The sequence below is a fragment of the Bacteroides sp. genome, assembly GCA_036351255.1.
Classification (GTDB): Bacteria; Bacteroidota; Bacteroidia; order Bacteroidales; family UBA7960; genus UBA7960.
The window spans coordinates 18,437-38,621 of record JAZBOS010000094.1; the positions used below are offsets into that span (position 1 = coordinate 18,437).

Annotated in this window: 17 protein-coding genes; 9 read left to right on the forward strand and 8 right to left on the reverse strand. The window is 48.1% G+C overall.

Annotation, left to right across the window (positions count from 1 at the left end; translation table 11 throughout):
- The first annotated feature begins 4 nt into the window (after positions 1-4).
- The 6 genes from V2I46_09235 to V2I46_09260 all read left to right on the forward strand — a co-directional run bounded on the left by V2I46_09235 (position 5) and on the right by V2I46_09260 (position 6,098).
- Positions 5-1,822, forward strand: coding sequence for an Ig-like domain-containing protein (locus V2I46_09235; protein ID MEE4177679.1), 1,818 nt, complete (start codon positions 5-7; stop codon positions 1,820-1,822).
- A 160-nt stretch (positions 1,823-1,982) separates the two neighbouring features.
- Complete coding sequence (gene mce, locus V2I46_09240) at positions 1,983-2,396, forward strand: methylmalonyl-CoA epimerase (GenBank protein ID MEE4177680.1); 414 nt, start codon at positions 1,983-1,985, stop codon at positions 2,394-2,396.
- Between the two features lie 20 nt (positions 2,397-2,416).
- Complete coding sequence (locus V2I46_09245) at positions 2,417-3,976, forward strand: acyl-CoA carboxylase subunit beta (GenBank protein MEE4177681.1); 1,560 nt, start codon at positions 2,417-2,419, stop codon at positions 3,974-3,976.
- Positions 3,976-4,437, forward strand: coding sequence for an OadG family protein (locus V2I46_09250; GenBank protein MEE4177682.1), 462 nt, complete (start codon positions 3,976-3,978; stop codon positions 4,435-4,437). Before V2I46_09245 ends, V2I46_09250 begins: the two co-directional genes overlap by 1 nt.
- Positions 4,438-4,491: 54 nt before the next feature.
- Complete coding sequence (locus tag V2I46_09255; protein MEE4177683.1) at positions 4,492-4,932, forward strand: biotin/lipoyl-containing protein; 441 nt, start codon at positions 4,492-4,494, stop codon at positions 4,930-4,932.
- Positions 4,933-4,934: 2 nt separating this feature from the next.
- A complete protein-coding gene (locus V2I46_09260) occupies positions 4,935-6,098 on the forward strand; it encodes a sodium ion-translocating decarboxylase subunit beta (protein MEE4177684.1) in 1,164 nt (387 codons plus the stop codon).
- A 342-nt stretch (positions 6,099-6,440) separates the two neighbouring features.
- On the opposite strand, the gene V2I46_09265 is transcribed toward V2I46_09260, so the two are convergent.
- Complete coding sequence (locus V2I46_09265; GenBank protein MEE4177685.1) at positions 6,441-7,103, reverse strand: response regulator transcription factor; 663 nt, start codon at positions 7,101-7,103, stop codon at positions 6,441-6,443.
- Between the two features lie 95 nt (positions 7,104-7,198).
- On the reverse strand, positions 7,199-8,629 hold the full coding sequence (locus tag V2I46_09270; GenBank protein MEE4177686.1) for a response regulator: 1,431 nt from the start codon (positions 8,627-8,629) through the stop codon (positions 7,199-7,201).
- 165 nt (positions 8,630-8,794) lie between these two features.
- Between V2I46_09270 and V2I46_09275 the strand changes: the two genes are divergently transcribed.
- On the forward strand, positions 8,795-9,592 hold the full coding sequence (locus V2I46_09275) for an alpha/beta hydrolase (GenBank protein MEE4177687.1): 798 nt from the start codon (positions 8,795-8,797) through the stop codon (positions 9,590-9,592).
- A 169-nt stretch (positions 9,593-9,761) separates the two neighbouring features.
- Here V2I46_09275 and V2I46_09280 read toward each other — a convergent pair whose 3' ends face one another.
- The 4 genes from V2I46_09280 to tyrS are packed head-to-tail and all read right to left on the reverse strand — an operon-like array spanning position 9,762 to position 15,379.
- Positions 9,762-11,162, reverse strand: coding sequence for an alpha-amylase family glycosyl hydrolase (locus tag V2I46_09280; GenBank protein MEE4177688.1), 1,401 nt, complete (start codon positions 11,160-11,162; stop codon positions 9,762-9,764).
- A gap of 31 nt (positions 11,163-11,193) precedes the next feature.
- On the reverse strand, positions 11,194-11,676 hold the full coding sequence (locus tag V2I46_09285; GenBank protein ID MEE4177689.1) for a methylglyoxal synthase: 483 nt from the start codon (positions 11,674-11,676) through the stop codon (positions 11,194-11,196).
- A gap of 5 nt (positions 11,677-11,681) precedes the next feature.
- Positions 11,682-14,081 carry an alpha-amylase family glycosyl hydrolase gene (locus tag V2I46_09290; protein ID MEE4177690.1) on the reverse strand — a complete coding sequence of 800 codons (2,400 nt, stop codon included), beginning with the start codon at positions 14,079-14,081 and terminating at the stop codon, positions 11,682-11,684.
- A gap of 23 nt (positions 14,082-14,104) precedes the next feature.
- The gene (tyrS, locus tag V2I46_09295) at positions 14,105-15,379 is read right to left on the reverse strand and encodes a tyrosine--tRNA ligase (protein MEE4177691.1); all 1,275 of its coding nucleotides are present in this window, start codon (positions 15,377-15,379) and stop codon (positions 14,105-14,107) included.
- A gap of 301 nt (positions 15,380-15,680) precedes the next feature.
- Between tyrS and V2I46_09300 the strand changes: the two genes are divergently transcribed.
- A complete protein-coding gene (locus V2I46_09300) occupies positions 15,681-16,700 on the forward strand; it encodes an NAD-dependent epimerase/dehydratase family protein (GenBank protein ID MEE4177692.1) in 1,020 nt (339 codons plus the stop codon).
- A gap of 83 nt (positions 16,701-16,783) precedes the next feature.
- Here V2I46_09300 and lnt read toward each other — a convergent pair whose 3' ends face one another.
- Positions 16,784-18,442, reverse strand: coding sequence for an apolipoprotein N-acyltransferase (gene lnt, locus V2I46_09305; GenBank protein MEE4177693.1), 1,659 nt, complete (start codon positions 18,440-18,442; stop codon positions 16,784-16,786).
- Between the two features lie 150 nt (positions 18,443-18,592).
- Between lnt and V2I46_09310 the strand changes: the two genes are divergently transcribed.
- Positions 18,593-19,207, forward strand: coding sequence for a TetR family transcriptional regulator (locus V2I46_09310; protein ID MEE4177694.1), 615 nt, complete (start codon positions 18,593-18,595; stop codon positions 19,205-19,207).
- Between the two features lie 14 nt (positions 19,208-19,221).
- On the opposite strand, the gene queG is transcribed toward V2I46_09310, so the two are convergent.
- Positions 19,222-20,175 (reverse strand): tRNA epoxyqueuosine(34) reductase QueG, encoded by a 954-nt coding sequence (gene queG, locus V2I46_09315; GenBank protein MEE4177695.1) that lies wholly within the window; start codon positions 20,173-20,175, stop codon positions 19,222-19,224.
- Between the last annotated feature and the right edge of the window lie 10 nt (positions 20,176-20,185).

The window sequence follows — 20,185 nt, forward strand, 5'->3', positions numbered from 1 at the left end:
CTTTATGCCAGAGAAAAAAAATATTTGGGAAAGCGCCCTGCGGGGCTTCCTTATCATTTTAACCGGCCTTTTCTTTTTTGCTTGCGCCAATGTTGTCAGCCCTGCAGGCGGCCCTACCGATGAAACGCCACCAATGGTGGTGCGAAGCACGCCGTCTAACTTCTCCCCAAATTTTCAGGGCGGGGAGATTCGAATCTATTTTGATGAATTTATCCAGCTTAAGGAAATCAACCAGAATTTGCTGGTTTCCCCACCCCTGGAAAACCAACCTGAAGTAAGAATCAAAGGCAGGTCAGTGATTCTTGAGCTGAATGAAGAATTGCGCGCCAACACCACCTATAACTTCTTCTTTGGTGATGCTATTTCTGATATTACCGAAAGCAACCCCATCCCAAATTTTCAGTTTGTGGTTTCAACAGGCCCTTTTGTTGACTCCCTTTCGGTCATGGGGCAGGTTGCCGATGCTTTTTCTCTCGAACCTTCCGAAGGCATCTACGTGATGCTGTATGAGAATGTGTACGACTCGGTACCTTATCTTGAGCGACCGGTTTACCTTTCCAAAACAAACAAGGAGGGTTTTTTTGAGATCACTAACATGCGTGATGGCCAGTATATGATGTTTGCCCTGGAGGATCTGAACTCTAATTTTCTGTTCGATTTGCCCAATGAACGGATTGCCTTTCTTGACAGCCTGGTTACCCCTGAATTTATAGAACCTTCTTCGGGAGCCCCGGAACCTGGTGGTGAGCGAGAACCATCGGAGCCGGAAGGCAGGCCCGGAACCGAAACCATTGCCGCTGGTGAGCAAGCTGATGTCATGATACCTCCTGGAATGGAGCAGGCTTCTGGCGACACCCTTGAGGCCGTGACTTCTGCCCCGGGATACAGGCTGCGTATGTTTCTGGAGGCCGATACCCTGCAACGGTTGGTTTCATCTTCTGTTCCCCGGAATGGCTTGGTTAACCTGATTTTTCGTGTCCCCTTCGAGGACATCTTCCTGCGCGATCTCAGTGATACCCTGCCCGATGATTGGTACATTCCCGAACCTTCCCTGAACCGCGACTCCCTTTCCTTATGGATGCTTCCCCCAGCCCCCGACTCCTTGTGGCTTGAAGTTTCCGATGCCGGGCTGGTCATTGATACCCTAAAGATTTCAGCAAAACCCCGTGAAGCCAGGGGCAGGGGAGCTGTTACTGAAACGACCCCAAGCCTTGGCCTGCGCCTTAATGCCAGCAGGAGCAACCCTTTGCCGTTTTTTAAACCCCTTACCTTTTCCGCTTCTGCCCCGCTTGAACATTTTGACAAAGAACAAATTCACCTGATGACCGCAGACTCTATTGATGTCGATTTCTCCATGGTATTTTCTGATTCGATAAAACGAAGGGTGGGCTTTTCGGACACGCTTGGACAAGGTGCCAGTTTTGTGATGGAAATCCTTCCGGGTGCTTTTACCGATATTTATGGAATTACCAATGATACGATTCAGGCTTTCTTCTCGACGACTCAGCAGGAGGATTATGGCATGGTGATCCTTAATCTTGAGATGGAAGATTCCACCGGCTCGTTTATCCTTCAACTGGTGGATAAGGATGGGAAAACCCTTGACGAAAGGATCATAGACGCCCCCGGCATTCAGGAGTATCACAACCTCCTTCCTGGAAATTATGGCTTCAGGATGATTCACGACCTGAATGAGAATGGGGTGTGGGATACCGGAAACTACCTGAAGAAAATACAGCCTGAACCCGTGTATTTGTTCCGGGGGGTGTTACAGATTCGACAAAACTGGGAAACAGAAACCAATTGGAATGTTAATCTCTGAACAACTCCCCTAAATATTTGTCCTTCTGATATAAGCCAAAATTCACTTCGTGTGTAGAATCAGGCTATACATCTAATTTTTCTTTTTTCCCGTATTTGTGTTCGGTTAAAACCTTTTTAAAGCATAACTTTGCGCCAAGTTTTAACCTAACATTTTCGTTATGAAGCTCTCCCATATTGAACACATTGGCATTGCAGTTAAGAATCTGGAAGAATCCATTCAGTTTTATGAGGGTGTTCTTGGATTAAAATGCTATGCCATCGAAGAAGTTAAGGATCAAAGGGTAAAGACTGCCTTCTTTATGGTAGGCCAGACCAAGATTGAATTGCTTGAATCTACTGACCCGGAAGGACCAATTGGAAAATTCATTGAGAAAAAAGGCGAAGGGGTGCATCACCTGGCCTTTGCAGCCCAGGGCATCGAAGGTGCCCTCGATGAACTTCAGGACAAGGGCGTCCTGCTGATTGACAAAACCCCCCGGAAGGGTGCTGAAGGCCTCGATATCGCATTCCTCCATCCCAAATCGACCCATGGCGTGCTCATGGAACTTTGCGAGAACAAGAATAAATCCTAAACATATTAATAACTTTTTGTATGTCTTTCGAAAATAAGATCAAGGAACTCCTCGAAAAAAGGGAGTTGGCAAAACTGGGTGGCGGACAAAAACGCATTGATTCCCAGCATCAGAAAGGCAAACTGACGGCTCGTGAGCGTATCGACCTCCTCCTGGATGAGGGCAGCTTTGAAGAGTTCGACATGTTTGTTACCCACCGCTGCAATGACTTCGGTCTCGAAAAACAACAGTATTATTCCGATGGGGTCATTACCGGATATGGGACCATCGATGGCCGCCTGGTGTATGTCTTTGCCCAGGACTTTACCGTTTTCGGGGGATCGCTTTCCCTGGCTTATGCTGACAAGATTTGCAAGGTTATGGACAAAGCCCTGAAAATTGGAGCCCCCGTGATCGGGCTTAACGACAGCGGCGGAGCACGCATCCAGGAAGGGGTCAACAGCCTTGCAGGATATGCTGAGATTTTTCAGCGCAACATTATGGCCTCTGGTGTCGTGCCACAGATCAGTGGCATCTTTGGTCCCTGTGCAGGGGGTGCCGTATATTCTCCTGCACTCACCGACTTCACCATCATGACCAAGGAAAACAGCTATATGTTCGTGACTGGCCCCAAGGTGGTAAAAACGGTAACAGGGGAGGTGGTTACAGAGCAGGAACTGGGAGGTGCCATGACCCATGGAACCAAGTCGGGGGTTACCCATTTTATTGCCGATGATGAGCAGGAGGGTATTTTGCTGATTCGCAAACTCCTCAGCTACCTGCCCCAGAACAACCTCGAAGAACCTCCTATGGCGCATTGCGATGATCCCATCGACCGTTTGGAGGACGACCTTAATACCATTATCCCTGAAAATCCGAACAAGCCTTACAATGTCAAGGATGTTATATACGCCATTGTGGATTATAGTGAGTTCCTGGAAGTCCAGCGCAACTATGCACCAAACATCGTCACCGGCTTTGCCCGTTTCAATGGCATTTCAGTGGGTATCGTGGCCAACCAGCCTAATTATCTGGCCGGTGTGCTTGACATCAATGCCTCAAGAAAAGCGGCCCGCTTTGTCCGTTTCTGCGATGCTTTCAATGTACCGCTGGTAACCCTGGTCGATGTGCCCGGCTTCCTGCCCGGGACGACCCAGGAATATGGCGGTATCATTATGCACGGTGCCAAACTCCTCTTTGCCTATGGCGAAGCTACCGTGCCAAAGGTCACAATCATTCTTCGCAAAGCTTATGGTGGAGCATATTGCGTGATGAGTTCCAAGCATTTAAGGGGTGACATTAACTATGCCTGGCCAATGGCAGAAATTGCCGTGATGGGTCCCAAAGGTGCCATTGAGGTGTTGCGAAACAAAGAGATCAAAGCCCTTGAAACGGAAGAGGAAAAAACCAGGTTTGTGGTGGAACAAGAAAAGGAATATCTCGATAAGTTTGCCACCCCTTACCATGCAGCCAAGTTTGGGTATATTGATGATGTGATCGAACCGCGAAATACCCGCTTCAGGATAATCCGAGCCCTCCAGTCGCTGGCCACAAAAAAGGATCACAACCCACCCAAGAAGCACTCAAACCTGCCATTGTAATGATGATGTCCGTTATGAACCTTTCTTTTCCCGTAATTCTGGCTGCTCAGGCAACAGGACGAGCAGCCGCTGAAGCCCTCGACGATGCTGATAAGTTTGTTCATGAAGACCCCTATGGTCTTATCATGGCCTTACTTGGCCTTAGCATTGTTTTTTCTGCTCTGGTCCTGATCTATGTCGTCATCTCAAATTCCCGGGTGCTCTTCACTTCCTCTTTCCGGCAAAAATTCAAGAGCTTTTTTATGCTGAAGAAAAGCGAAAAGGCTGTGGCGAAAATCCCCGTTGAAGCGCAGGACGAGCTTTCGGGAGAGGTCAATGCGGCCATCGCTGCGGCCATTCACCTGTATCGGTCTGAACTCCACGACTTTGAAGATACCGTGCTAACGATCAAAAAGGTCTCACGGACTTATTCACCCTGGAGTTCAAAAATTTATGGATTACGCAATCCCTTGGGGCAATAAAGCCCGGATCCTTTTTTTTAGTGTTCTTTTCAACAACCCGACAATTCGTAACAGATGAAGAAATTTAAATTTACCATACACGGGAATGTTTATGATGTCAGCATTCTCAATGTCGAGGAAAATATTATCGACCTCGAAGTGAATGGCTCATCTTACCAGGTGGAGGTAGACAAAACCATTCAGCGTGTAAAAACACCTAAACTGGTCCGCCAGAGGGCGGTGCCCGATACCGAAACCACCCCGTCCGTGGGTACTGGAGCCAAAAGCCCCCTTGCCGCTTCCGGAACCATCAAGTCGCCCCTGCCAGGTACCGTCCTCAGCATCCTTTGTAAAGTGGGTGATACTGTCAAAGTGGGGCAAAAGCTAATGGTCCTTGAGGCCATGAAAATGGAAAACAACATTGAAGCGGATAAAGAAGGGAAAATTTCAGCCATTAAGGTCAACCCCGGTCAATCCGTTATGGAAGGCGATGTATTGATGGAAATTGGAGCATAATTATGGATAACGGCGTTTTTGATTTTATTCTCAGTCAATTCAGCGAGTTTTTTGGTTATACCGCCTTTGCCCACTTTACCCTCGGGCACCTGGTAATGATAATCGTAGGGATTATTTTTATTACACTGGCTATCACCAAAAACTACGAACCCCTGCTGCTGATCCCCATTGGCTTCGGAATCCTGCTGGGAAACATCCCCTTTGCCGAAAATACGGGTTTACAAATCGGCCTCTACGAAGAAGGCAGTGTGCTCAATTACCTGTATTTCGGGGTAATGAAAGGGGTTTATCCACCCATCATTTTCCTTGGGATTGGTGCAATGACCGACTTCTCATCCCTCTTGTCACAACCCCGCCTGGTACTCCTGGGGGCTGCCGCACAATTGGGAATCTTTGCTGCCTATTCAACGTCCCTTATGCTTGGATTTACCCCTGAGCAGGCAGGCGCCATTGGCATTATCGGTGGTGCTGACGGCCCCACCGCTATCTTCCTCTCATCCAAACTGGCTCCTGAATTTATCGGACCCATCGCCATTGCCGCCTATTCTTATATGGCCCTGGTGCCGGTGATACAACCGCCCATAATGAGGCTGCTGACCACCAAAAAGGAACGGGTGATCCGGATGAAGCCCCCGAGGGCAGTTTCAAAGCAAGAGAAGATCGTCTTCCCTGTCATTGGGATTCTGCTCACTGCTTTCATTATGCCAACTTCCTTGCCCCTGCTGGGGATGCTCTTTTTTGGCAACTTGCTCAAAGAAAGCGGCGTTACCAACCGCCTGGCTGAGACCGCACGCACCTCCCTGATCGATATCATAACAATTTTCCTTGGATTGACCGTTGGTGCTTCAACCCAGGCTACCGTATTTCTTACCAAAGAATCTCTGCTGATTTTCGGGCTGGGGGCTGCTTCCTTTGTTGTAGCTACCATTGGCGGCGTCCTTTTTGCAAAGCTGATGAACTTCCTCTCGAAGGAAGGCAACAGGATTAACCCTTTAATCGGGAACGCCGGCGTTTCTGCTGTTCCCGACAGTGCCCGGGTCTCACAACACATCGGCCTTGAATATGACCGCAGCAACCACTTGCTGATGCATGCCATGGCAGCCAACGTTTCGGGAGTCATTGGCAGTGCCATTGCGGCCGGGATTCTGCTCAGTTTCCTGACCTAAGGCCCAGGCCTAATTCATCCATTATACAGGCTGCCCCTGCTGAATGTTGCCCATAAACAACATTCAGCAGGGGCAGCCTCTTTTTTGTTTCCCCGTCATAAAGGGTCCTTATGCAGGCTGTTATTTGGATTTCGGGCAAAACCCTGTTTTGTTTTAATCAAGCAAGGAATTGAGTCATAGTTCAGACGTATCAAAAACGGTTTTGCACGTTTGAACTAGGTGTTAATTACGTGTTAACTTCGTTTAAAGTTCCAGACTGGTCCCTGTTTAAAGGGCATAAGAAAAAAGGCTGGCAGGCATTTGCCTGCAGCCTTTTAGCCGTTAATAATGAAAAGAGATGTTTTACACTTTGTAGAGGCCGTTTTTGATGGCAAAGGTGACCAGCTTTACGCTGCTGTCAACGCCTGCCTTGCGGAACAGGTTAGCCTTATGCCCGTCAACGGTTCGCTGGCTGATAAACAATTTGTCGGCGATTTCCTTGATGGTGTAACCCTTGCAAATCAGCTCAAGGACTTCTACCTCACGGCGGGTTAGTTCTTCGCGAAGTTCAGGTTCGCGGGTTTCTTCCTTGTTCCGGCTTTTTACCAGTGAGGTGGTCAGGGTGGGAATCAATTCATCGGAAAAATAGTTTTTGTTGTCGGCCACCAGCGACAGGGCTTTTTTCAGTTCGTGTTCTTCAGCAGTCTTTAAAAGAAATCCCTTTACTCCGGCTTCCAGCATGCTAACCAGGTATTCCTCCTCGCCAAACATGCTTATGGCCACGATCTTCAGTTCAGGATCACGGCGAAGGGCCTCCTTGGTGGCTTCAATGCCGTTAAGCACCGGCATCTGGATATCCATGAAAATAATATCGGGCTGCAGTTTCTCGAAGGTGTCAAGGAATTCCTGGCCATTGGTGGCTTCTCCACAGATAGTGACTTCGGGCATTTCTCTGAGAAGCATATTCAAGCCTTTGCGGAATATGTGATGATCTTCCACGATCATTACCTTAAGTTTCTTTTCCATGGTTCTTTAGCTTTAAACCGCCAGAAAATTCAAATTCACCGGTCTCTGTTAAAGGAACAAATTTATAATAAAATCTTAAGAATATCTTGTGCCGGTTAATTTAATGGGATCTCCAAATGAAAAGAAGCTCCCTTTTCTTTGTTTTTTGCAGGTATCAGGCGGCCATTCAGGAGTTGTATACGCGTCATGATGTTTTTTAAGCCATGGCTTCCGGGGTTCCCCGACAAGGCTTCAGCAAAATCAAATCCTTGGCCATCATCCTGGTATTGCAATTCCATTTTCTGTTTGCCTGCGCTCAGTTCAAGATAAATGTTGGAAGCTCCCGCGTGTTTAAGGGTGTTGTTGATCAGTTCAGTACAGATGCGGTAAATGTTAATCTCCCGGTTCTTGTCGAGGCGATCCATGCTGCGGTCTCCTTTCAGATGAATGGTAATGGCCCCCGACCGCATGACCGATTGCGAAAAGACTTCGAGGGCAGGGAAAAGACCATAGTCATTCAGGGTGCTGGGCATCAGGTTATTGGCAATGCGCTTGGCTGCTGAAACTGCTTCCCCAATATTGGACTTAATCTCATCGAGGAGAAACTGGCGTTCTTCTTCAGTTTTATTGGCTTTCTGAAGGAGGCTGACATAGATCTTCAGCGTTGACAGCAAGGCCCCCAAGCCATCGTGTACATCCATGGCAAAACGCTTGCGCTCTCTTTCTTCGGTATCAACAATGGCGTTGCGAACCTCGTGTTCCAGTTCCTTCAAGCGTGTAATGTCGCTGATGGCCAGGACGTTGATCTGTTCATTGCGGTAAATGAAGCGCTGGTGTTTAACCTGTCCCACAAAGCGGCTTTCGTCCTGGCGCAGGAATTCCATCTCCCAGGGACCATAGCTTTCGCCCTGGAGGATTTTTTGCAGTTCTTTGATGCCTTCCAGCGGGACCAGCAGGGAAACAGGCTTGAAAAGAAGCTGCTCGGGATCGTGCATGAAAACCATCAGGCTGGCGTTATTCACTTCAATGATCTGGTCGTTTTTAATAAAAAGAATGGCTTCGAAGGCCGCTTGTGAAAGCGCCTTAAACTTCTCTTCGGTTTGCTTGCGCTGATCAACTTCCTGCTTGAGTTGCAGGTTTTGTTCAGAAATGATGTCGGTCGACTGCTTCAGGTCCAGGTGGGTCTTGACCCTTGCGGTGAGTTCCAGTTTGTTGAATGGTTTGGTAATATAATCAACTGCACCTGCCTCGAATCCCTTCACCATTTCCTCGGTATCGCGCAGGGCAGTGATAAAGATAATGGGTATGCTGCGCGTGTTGGCATCAGCCTTGAGCCGCCGGCATACCTCCAGGCCATCCATCTCAGGCATCAGGATGTCGAGCAGGATCAGGTCAGGATGATGGGCTTGTACTTCTTTGAGGGCAGCGAAACCTGAAGTGGCTTCGATCAGCTCATAGGGCTGAGGCTTAAGGATCTTCCTGAGCACAAACAAGTTCTGCGGATCATCATCCACGGCCAGGATTTTCAAAGGTGCTCCTCCAAGCATAAGAAATGATTAAGGTTAATTTAATTGCTATGAATGGTTTGGTGTAAAATTAAAAAAAATAAACAAAACATTGTTTTTTTGCGCTCAAATTAAAATTTGTCTTAACTTTAAACTGATTATTCTGTCTTAATCATTGCAGTAACCAGTAAATTTTGCTTTACTATCATGAATGTGAGATATAAGGATGCGCTGGTTTCCTTTAAGGATCAAGGCGCAGGAGATGCTGTGGTGCTCATTCACGGTTACACACAATCTTCGTCGGTATGGGATTTTTTTGTGGAACATCTGATTGATTCCTTCCGGGTCATCACCATTGATTTGCCGGGCCATGGTGAAAGCGAATGCATAGGGGAGATCCATCCCATGGAACAAATGGGCGAGGTCATAAAATTCGTTCTCGATCACCTGAATGTTAACGAGGCGGTGATCATTGGCCATTCAATGGGAGGGTACATTGCCCTGTCGATGGCAAGGGTGTATCCCAAGTTGTTCAGGGGACTGGGGCTTTTCCACAGCACATCACTCGCTGACAGCGAAGAATCTAAGGCTTCCCGCGAAAAGAGTATCAAATTGATTCGTGAGGATCACCAGGCTTTTCTCTTCAATTTTATCCCGGAGTTATTTGCCCCTGAGAATCGCGAACGTCTTGCCCCCGAAATTGATGCCCTGATAGTGGCCGCCAAAAAAATGACTAAAAAAGCTGTTCTTGCTGCCCAGGAAGGGATGAAAAGCCGAAGCAGTACGTTGGATGTCCTGATTAATGCCAAGTTTCCCGTCATGTTTATTGCCGGACAGAAGGACTCACGGGTGCCCTTCGAGAATATTTGGGTCCAGATGGCCCTGACCGAAGAAGCACACTCTTTGATCCTCAGAAATGTTGGACATATGGGTTTCCTGGAAGCAAAACACCAAACTTTCGATTTTACAAGGGCTTTCATTCAATCCTGCTTCAGGCTCCGGTAAAAAAAGAACCCCGGATCGTTGACCCGGGATGTTGCTTTTTGTGTTTGTTCTGATGAAACCCTGAATACATTATTCAATCCATTGGGTTCAATCACAAATTCTTTTTTTGCGTTTTATTGAGTGGCCATCAGGACCTTTTAGGAATGAAGTTGGATTCCCAGTGGCGGTATTACTTTTCAAATACCAGGTAAGTCCAGGGCTCCATGGATAGGGTGTCATTTCCCTCAAAAGTCCTTACCTCCCCGCTAAATACTTCCGTATAGGTTCCGGAATAAAGCGTTCCTTCTAAAATTACCTCAGCAGGCTCTTCCGAAAGGTTTAAGACGACCATCACCTGGTCGCTGTCCTTTTCACGCACAAAGGCAAATATAGCCTCATCCTGGCTGGTGTTCACCCGTTGAATTTCCCCGCCGGAAATGCCGTTCCACAAAGCTTTGTTGCGGCCTTTCAGGTAAAGGAGGGTTTGGTAAAAGCCATGGTAGTCATAATGGCCCCATTCCACCTGGTCCTTTTCAAAGAAGGAAAGCATCTTGTCCGATCCGGCCTCCTGGCCGGTATAGAGCAAGATCATACCCGGAACGGTAGCAGTCAGCACGGCAAAGGCTTCCTTGGCCTCGCCCAGTCGGTCAAACTCGGTACCCGACCAGGAATTCTCGTCATGGTTGGTGATAAAATTCATTTTATAGGCACCCTTGGGGAAACGTTCCTCGGGGTTTACCTCAAAGAAATAGTTGTCGAGAACTGAAACATCGGATTCATTCTGTGCAATGTTGTTCATCAAATGATGAAGCGTCCAGCCATAGCCCATCTCAAATGCCATTTCGTGCAGGTGGGGTTTTTCGGCTTCGGCCAGCATAAACAATGGCTTGATTTTCTCCAGCTCTTCAACGGCCTGATTCCAGAATTCGGTTGGCACCATATCGGCCACATCGCAACGAAAGCCATCCACCCCAATTTCTTGAACCCAGAAGCGCATTTCGCCTGTCATGGCTTCCCAGAGGTCCTTGTTGTCGTAATTCAAGTCGATGACATCGGCCCAGTCTTCCACCGGGGGGACAAAATTGCCTTCCTCGTCGCGGGTGTAATACTCCGGGTGAGTCTCTGTCCAGGGATGATCCCAGGCTGTATGATTGGCCACCCAGTCAAGGATCACGTACATATCGCGTGCATGGATCTCTTCAACCAGATGCTTAAAGTCTTCAAGAGTACCAAATTCTGGGTTGATCTCCGTGTAATTTTTCACTGAATAATAACTACCCAGGCTACCCTTGCGGTTTAATTCGCCAATCGGGGTAATGGGCATGAACCACAGGATGTCGACACCCAGATCCTGCAATCGGTCGAGGTGCTCTTCAAAGGCTTTAAAGGTGCCTTCGGGCGTGTATTGCCTGACGTTGACTTCATATATGCTGGCATTTTTACTCCAATCTGGATGGCTCACTTCCGAAACGGTTATGACAGCCTGTTCTTCCTGCGTTTTTCTCGGTCCGCAGGCAGTCATTCCAATGATCAGGCCGGCCGCAACAAGGATTCCAAAGAAACGGGGAAAACTTTCCTTCATGATTTTCATAATTTTTGTTTTTTGATGGGTTGAATTGTCGTTATTCCATATCAATGCTGCGGTTCAGGTAATCACCGACATCCATTGGGCGAGGGGTGTATTGCTTGCTGAAGAATTCAGAAGAAATGAGGAAGTCGGCCGTGGAACGGTTAGAGGCTGTGGGGATATTGTAAAGCACCGTAATGCGCAGGAGGGCCTTGACATCCACATCGTGTGCCTGTTGCTGCATGGGATCCCAGAAAAAGATCATCATATCAATTTTCCCATCTGCTACCAGGGCGCCCATTTGCTGGTCACCGCCCAGTGGACCCGATTTTAGCCGGGTGATGCTCATGCTGCCAGGAAGCTTTCCGGTTACGGGGTCTTTCATGGCTTCTTCCACAAAATGGCCGGTAGTCCCCGTACAAAACAACTGGTGAGAGGAAAGGGTCTTACGGTTCCAGCTGACCCATTCCAAGAGGTCCTTCTTGCGATTGTCGTGAGCTACCAGGGCAATCCGCTTTTTTTGTCGTTTAAGTTTCATCTTGCCTAACTTTTGGGCTTATATTCAGATGTCAGCACTTCAAAACTGTTAGCCGGCAGGGTTAAGGTGAGGGTGTTATCCTTAAAGCTGAAGTCACTTCCAAAATGTTCATTGTAAAAGGGTTCGGACAACCTTTGGCTAAGCGCAATGGAGATTGTTTTTTCCTCACCGCTTTTGTTAAATACCACCAGGCCGGTTTGTCCGAAATAGCTGCGGGCATAGGCGTACACCTCATCTTCGGCCAGCAAGGTCTGGAAGTCACCATAGACAAATACCGGGTAGTTGTTGCGCAGGTTGGCCATTTTTGAGGTCTTTTCCTTCAGCTTTTGTTCATGATCACTGAGGTTGTCAAACTTCATGGGGCGCCTGCTGTCAGGATCGCCTGCCCCTGGCAAACCGATCTCATCACCATAATAGATCACGGGCACACCAGGGATGGTCATGATAAAAGCAGTCAGCGAAGCCAGTTTATCATAACCCACAGGGTCACCCACCCCAACGTTTCGGTTCCAGCCTGCTTCAGACTGGTCTTCATCAAATCCCAGCCCTCCGCCTGCCAGTGATATAAAGCGGGCCATGTCGTGATTACCCGTTATGTTGCCCATCAGATGGACAAAACCATACTGGTTAAAGGTCTGGTGCAAGGAAAAATCAAGCATCTTAAAGGAAACCTTATCAATGGCAAAAGCCGAACGGGCATCAAAATACAAATTAAAGTCGAATTGCCCGTCAAGCAATCCACTGCCCACATAACTGCCGATAAGTTCCCGGTTGCCAAAAGTCTCACCGATTTGGAACAACCGCTGTCCCTTGGGAGCCATATGGTCTTCTTTCAGTTTTCGGGTAAGGGCGCGCCAGAATTCTTGTGGGATGTGTTTGGTGGCATCGTGCCTGAACCCATCCAACTTAAATTCTTCAATCCAGAAAAAGGCGCTGTCGGTCATCACCTTTACCACCTCAGGATTTGAATAGTCGAGGCTGGGAAGGAACTCATCAAACCAAGTGGTCAGGCGTTGTTCGTCCCAGAGTCTCAGGTTTCTCCTGCCATCGGGAAGATTAAGTTCAGTAGCCCACTCCGGATGCTCCTTGATCAAAGGGTTTTCCTGGTGTACATGATTGGAAACAAAATCAAGCATCACGCTGATATCGCTATTGTGGGCGGTTTCTACCATCCGATGCATGGCCTGCGCATCGCCAAAGCGATGATCTACTGTGGTCAGGGTAATAGGCCAGTATCCGTGGTATCCTGTAAACTTCCTATGCGGGGCGGGATATTCCCGGTAGGCTTCGTAAGGGTTCTGCGTGATGGGTGAAAGCCAGATGGTGTTGATGCCCAGGCTGGAAAAATAGCCCTCTTCGATCTTTTGGGTAATGCCATCCAGGTCTCCTCCGTAAAAATTTGCCTTTTGGTCCACTTCCGGGTCTTCAACCGGGTCATCAATGGCTGTGTTGCCATTGTTAAAGCGATCCACCATCATGAAATAAAGGATGGTCTTTTCCTTATCTTCACGAGTAAGGGTGCCTGCGTCCGTCACCGGAGCTCCATTTTGCAATGGAATCAGCAGGTCGTTTGAGGGACCTGCCTGGTTGTAACCCCTGATACGAAGGAAACTGCGTTCCTTTTCGGAAGCGTCACCCGGAATATTAACATGGAGGTGATTTTCGTGCCGCGAGACATGTTGAATGGGAAGCCTGAAATTTTCCCAAAAAACGAAGATCTCATCTGCCTGGTTATTGACGCCTAAGACCAGGTCATTCCCGGCAAAGGATTCGGTATAAAAGTGAGGAGTCTGCTGGCGGTTAAAACCAGAGATGCTTAACACCGAATTATGCCCTCCGGCATTGTTATCAATCAGCACAGGGTTGGTGGGATCGGTCATATCCTTTCCATTGGCAACCAGAAGATAGTGATAAGACCCGGGATTGAGATCAAGCCTTACCTGCCACTTCCCGTCAATCAGATTTAAGGGCAATTCCATCCAGCTGGTCATGTCACCGCGAATGCTTACCGAGCTGTAACGCGTGCCTTGTGGATCGAAAACAAACTGATGGCGCTGTTTCTGACTGCGTTCAACAAAAAAACTAAAAGCATCCGGCCCCAGCCATACCTTCATCTCCGAAAGAAATGGGATCTCCTTTTCCTTCAGGATGATATCAAGAATTTGTTTATTTCCCGATAACTGATAGCTGAGCCCCGGAATTCCTGTAACGGAATCTATGGCATTCAGCGACCCATCAAGAAAAAAATCCTGTAGAAAGATTTGGGTCGTATCCCCATCCAAGCGGATTGGGGATGCCAGGCCATAGATATCGTGCCTTTCCGGGAAGATCTTCACTGGTTTTGTCTGGCAGGCTGCCATAGCCAGTAATACCAGCGCTGTGAGAAGCCAAATGGGTTTCTTCATGTCCGTTGTTTTTTGAATTGCATTTATTTTGCCTGCACCAGGAAGTAGTTTTTCTTCCCCCGTTGCACCAGGATGTGATGATTGTTGATCAGGTGATTGCTGCTCACAATCAATTCATCGTCTACCTTTTCCTTGTTAATGCTGATGCTGCCTTCTTTCAGCATGCGGCGTGCCTCGCTTTTCGACTGGGTGATGGAAGTAACCCCAGCCAGGAAGTCCACAATGTTGATTCCGGCTTCTATCTCGGTTTTGCTTACTTCAAACATCGGAACCCCTTCAAATACATCCAGCAACACCTGCTCGGGCAGTTTCTTCAGTGTTTCTGTCGTTCCTTTTCCAAACAGGATATCCGAGGCTTCGATGGCTGTGTTGTATTCTTCTTCTCCATGCACCCGGATGGTAATGTCGCGGGCAAGGGCTTTCTGAAGCACTCTTTGATGAGGGGCCTGTCTTTGCGCTGCAATCAGGGCTTCAATTTCTTCCCGGCTCAGCAGGCTGAAGATCTTGATATATCTTTCAGTGTCTTCATCCGAGCAGTTCAGCCAGAACTGGTAAAAGTGGTAGGGCGAGGTGTACCGGGCGTCAAGCCATACATTGCCTTGTTCGGTTTTGCCAAATTTTCCCCCATCCGCCTTGGTGATCAATGGGCAGGTCAGCGCAAAGGCTTCACCACCTGTCTTACGGCGGATCAGCTCAGTGCCGGTGGTGATATTTCCCCACTGGTCTGAACCCCCCATCTGAAGCTTGCAGTTTTTGGTGTTATATAGGTGAAGGAAGTCATAACCCTGCACCAGTTGGTAAGTGAACTCAGTGAATGAAAGTCCTGTATCAAGGCGCTTTTTCACTGAATCCTTAGCCATCATATAATTTACTGTCAGGTGTTTGCCCACATCCCTCAGAAAACCGAGAAAACTGAATTCCTTCATCCAGTCGTAGTTGTCGACGATTTCTGCCTTGTTCTCTCCATGTTCAAAATCGAGGAACTTCAGCAGTTGTTTTTTTATGGCTGCTTCATTTTTACGCAACACTTCTTCTGACAGCAGGTTGCGTTCTTCACTTTTTCCGCTGGGATCACCGATCATGCCAGTGGCACCTCCTACCAGGGCTAGGGGTTTGTGTCCGGCCAGCTGCAGATGTTTCAGCATCATGATACTCACCAGGTGGCCTATATGCAATGAGTCAGCCGTAGGATCAATGCCCACATAAGCTGTTGTCATTTCTTTTTGTAATTGCTCTTCCGTACCGGGCATGATATCGTGAATCATCCCTCGCCAGCGCAGTTCTTCAACAAAATTCATGAAAACCTTTTTTATTTTCTGATTAACAAACTTTTGATCCAAAAAATGAATGTCAAAATTAGTCATTATGCCTGAATAATTTTACTGACCTTTTTAGATTTATCGCACTGACCTGCGCATTTTTAAACCAGCCCCAGGGAGATAACGAAAACTTTCAGGACTATTTTATTTCTTTGCCCGAAAAGCATTTCCTTTGCAATTAGCAAAAGTCTATTCATCACAATTTCGTTTAAGAAAAGAACATTGCAGCTTCCCGGGTGTTTATTGGATGGAATTAAAATGTAAAAAATCTGCTCAGCGTATGATCTTAGTGACCGGGGGAACCGGACTGGTAGGCTCTCACATGCTTTTCGAACTTATTAAATCAGGCTATCGGGTCAGGGCCACCCGAAGGAAAAACAGCCAGCTCGACCTGGTGAAGAAACTGTTTGAATGGTATGATGCTGACAAGGGCAAGATGCTTTTTGATCAAATTGACTGGGTGGAAGCCGATGTCATTGATATGCCCTCGCTTCAGGAAGCCATCCGGGGCGTCAAGGCTGTCTTCCATTGCGCAGCAATGGTTTCCTTCCTTCCGGCCGACCGTGAACGAATGATGAAGGTCAATGTGGAAGGTACCGCCAACCTGGTAAACGCTGCCCTGGTGGAGGGCGTTGAAAAATTTTGCCATTGCAGCAGTGTTTCTACCATTGGCCAGCCCGAACCCGGGCAGCCTGCCACCGAATCCCTGGTTTGGAAAACCTCCCCCTCAAATTCCTGGTATGCTATAAGTAAATTTGGTGCTGAACGCGAAGTTTGGCGAGGCTCGGAAGAAGGGCTTTCCGTGGTGATGGTGAATCCTTCCATTATCATTGGCCCCGGCGATACAGCCCGCTCCAGTTCACAGCTTTACCAGTCGGTTAAAAATGGCCTGAAGTTCTACACCAAAGGTATTACCGGTTTCATCGATGCCCGCGATGTGGCCCTTGCCATGAAGCTCCTCTATGAAAGCCCGGTGATCAATGAACGCTTTATTATGAGCAGCGAAAACATTCAGTATCGTCAGGTGTTTGACTATTTTGCCGAATTTGCTGGCGTTGAACCACCCAAATACTTTGCAGGACCCTTCTTAAGCGAGATGGCCTGGCGCCTGGAAAAACTGCGTAGTTTGATTACGGGAAAAAAGCCCCTGATTACCCGGGAAACAGCCCGTAATGCCAACAATGTCAGGTTCTTTTCGAGTGAAAAGATAAAAAAGGCCCTTGGTTTTACTTTCAGGCCTGTTAAAGAAGCCGCACAGAATACGGCCGGATTTTATAAAAAATTTCCTGAAGCCCTTTAAAAGGGACCTTTTTTCTCAGGAAATATTAAGCATATTCTCAATAAGGGCTAAGCTGGGAATGGCCTGCATTGAAGAGAAAAAGCTTAGTTAAATCGCTTGTTCTTAGCAACCGGTTTCTCCTTGCGGTTGATCCATTTTCGTGAAGCCATCGCAAGCAAAAGCAATACACTCAAAAACATCGAGATCTTCCCGGCCACATTTCCCTGGAGGGCAAAATAAGTCAGCTTCCGGTTCTGGTTAACGGTTTCGCGCAATGCTGTTGTTTCCCACCATCCCGTTTTTTGCAACACCTGCCCTTTTTGGTCAATAAAGGATGAGAACCCGGTACTGGCTGCCCTGACGATGGGCCGTCGCATTTCAATGGCTCGCAGGCGCGCATATTCATGATGCTGCCGGTGTCCAGGGGTATTTCGCCACCAGCCATCATTGGTAAGTACAAATATCAGCGTAGCTCCTCGGCGAATGTATTCTGTCATATAATCCCCGTAAATGGATTCATAACAGATCACCGGTGCGATAACGGGCTCGCCTTCCTGGGTCTGGAATACGCTGCGGTGTTTCTGGGTGCCCAGACTGCCTGATGTACCTCCCAGGGACGATACCAGCTTACCCACAGGCTTCAGCGCCCGGTAGAATGGCATGCGCTCTATGCCGGGGACCAGCTTCGACTTGTGGTAGAAGTCAAAAGTCTCCCCGGGGCCAATCATGAGGCCCGAGTTGAAGGCATCGTAAAAGTTTCCGCTGTCTCGCAGTGGCCGGGCCGTAACAGTAACCTTGCTTTCATTGGCATACAGGGCATAGGTCGAACTGCCTGTAACCCAGCTCAGTTTGGGATGCTGAAACAAAAATCTTCGAATCTGCATTAGGTTGGGGTTCAATGACTGCTGGTGGAGCCAGACTCCCTGGGGTAGGGCTGCTTCCGGAGCTGCCACAAAACGGGTTTTGGACGTTACCTTTTGTTGCGCCAGGCCGATCATCTTCGAGGTTCGTGCGGTTGCTTCTTCTGCCGTTTCCGCATCCTGGTATGGGTCTTCAGAGGGCTGAATGATGACGACCTCAACCGGATCTTTTTTCTCAGTATAACGCGAAAAAATGACCAGTGAAAGCACTAGCGGTAACCCAAGCAAAAGCCCCGTCAGTAATGAAAACCACCGCACCCGTTTGGGCACCCGGTCGGCCTTAAGCAATTCTTTGATCAGCATAAACAGGAGGATGTTGGCCAGTAAAACCCAAATGGCCCCACCTGCTGTCCCGGTATATTCATACCACTGCACCCAGCGAGGCCAGGAAGCAAACACATTCCCAAGGTCAAGCCAGCTCCAGCTCAATTCCCACTTCGCATGTAGGTATTCGAAGGTAAGCCAGAAAACCACCACGGGCAAAACGCCCTGCCGTCCTGAATGCATTCGCCGCCAGGCGTGCATCAGCCACCATGGGATAGCCATGAAAAACGAATTGAGGACCACTGCCGTGATCATTCCGGGAATAGTGGCAAACATTATCCACCAGGTGGTGAAAAGGTTCCAGACAAAAAACGCAAGCCAGGCATACAGGAAGAACCCAATGCTGCGGTGGCGTGAACGCTCTGTAAACAAAAGTTCTTCCACAAACAACAAAGGGATAAAGGCTACAAAAGCCATTAGGGGAAGGCCCCTGGCTGGCCAGCTGGCCGATAATAATAAGCCGGTAGACAGGCTCAAAAGGACCAGGCGGTGCTTGTTTAAAAAACAGGATAAAGCCATTTGCAATGTTTTGACGACCTTAAATTTACTGAAAATTGAACCCTTTTGTCCCTCAACGATTTTTTTAACATTTTTTTAATCCTGAAATGGGTTTTAAACTTTGTTTAAAACGTCTATTTTTTTACTTTTGGCACGGAAAACTTAATTGCCATGGCCAAGAGCAGAAATACCGAACAAAAGATCTTCGAAGCAGCTACCGAGTTGTTTCTGGAAAAAGGCGTCGATCGCACTTCCGTACGCGATATTGCCAATAAGGCTGGCATCAACCTGGCCCTGATGAATTATTACTTCCGGTCGAAGGAAAACCTCTTCGATGCCATTTTCTCCATGCTGGTGAAGAAAAACACCCGGAAAATGATCAAGATCATGGACAGCGAACTCGAGCTGGAAGAAAAGATCAGGAAATACGTGGAAGCCTACATCGATATGCTCATCGAAAACCCGCTGCTGGTATCTTTTGTTATGTCCATCGTGCACCGCAGCCAGGAGCGCATAACTCAGATGAATGCCATTACCAGCCTTTACAGCAGTCCCAGGTTCGCCAAGCAGATATTCGATGAAAGCGCAAAAGGCAACATCATACCTACCAATCCTACTCAGCTTTTTATCGATATGCTTTCGCTGATTACCTTTCCCTTTGCCATTAAGGCACTGATCAAGGACAAGACGGGTTTCGGCGAAGCTGAATACAGGGCCTTCCTCGAGGAGCGCAAAAAACGCATCCCCGATATGCTCATGGCATACCTGAAGCCGGTAAAATCCTGATTGAAACATTTTGATCAGTCCCTTTCGGGGGTTCCTGCCGCCGAAATGTTATCCATTATTTTTGAATAAGTCACCCGCCCCATTGGGGATGCAGCTTTCTTTACCATTTGGTTAAAAGTAACAGGCTCCATGTTTTCCCATTGTTCGGCTTTCCAGTTGCGGATGGGCTCCAGGGGCAGGAAGCCAGTCTCGTCTGTTGGCACTGCAAAGCGATTGTGCGGACAAACATCCTGGCAAATATCGCATCCAAAGATCCTGCCCTTCATTTTACCCCTGAAAGGTTCCGGTACAGGGCTTTTTAATTCAATGGTGAGGTAAGAAATACATTTCCTGGCATCCAGCTTTCCGGGAGATATCAATGCCCCGGTAGGACAGGCTTCCATACAAAGGGTACAATTACCGCAAAGGTCCTTTTCGAAAGGAATGTCGGGTTGCAATTCAATATTGGTGATCAGTTCGCCCAAAAAGAAAAAGCTGCCCTTGCGGGGAATGATCAGGCAGCCATTCTTTCCAGTCCAGCCCAATCCTGCCTTAACGGCCCAGCCACGTTCCAGCACCGGTGCACTGTCGGTGAACACCCTTCCCTGGTGAGCAGGCTCTCTTTTTTTCAATATTTCCAAAAGCTGCTGCAGTTTTTCCTTCAGAATGAAATGATAGTCCTTCCCGTAGGCATATTTGGAAACGATATAGGGGGATTCGGGATGTTGGAATGCCGGTGGAAAATAATTCAAAGCCACCACGACTACCGAACGGGCGCCCGGCACCAGCAGGCGGGGGTCCAGGCGTTTTTCAAGGTGGTTTTCCATATAACCCATAGCCCCGTGCATCCCTTCCGAAAGCCAGCTTTTCAGGGGCTGTTTGTGCTCCCGGAACTTTTCTGCACTTGCAATGCCGCAGGCCGAGAAACCCAGCTTCAGGGCTTCCTGTTTTAAAAATTCGGCGTTATCCTTTGGTGAGTAGCCTTCCATCGGGGGGCTG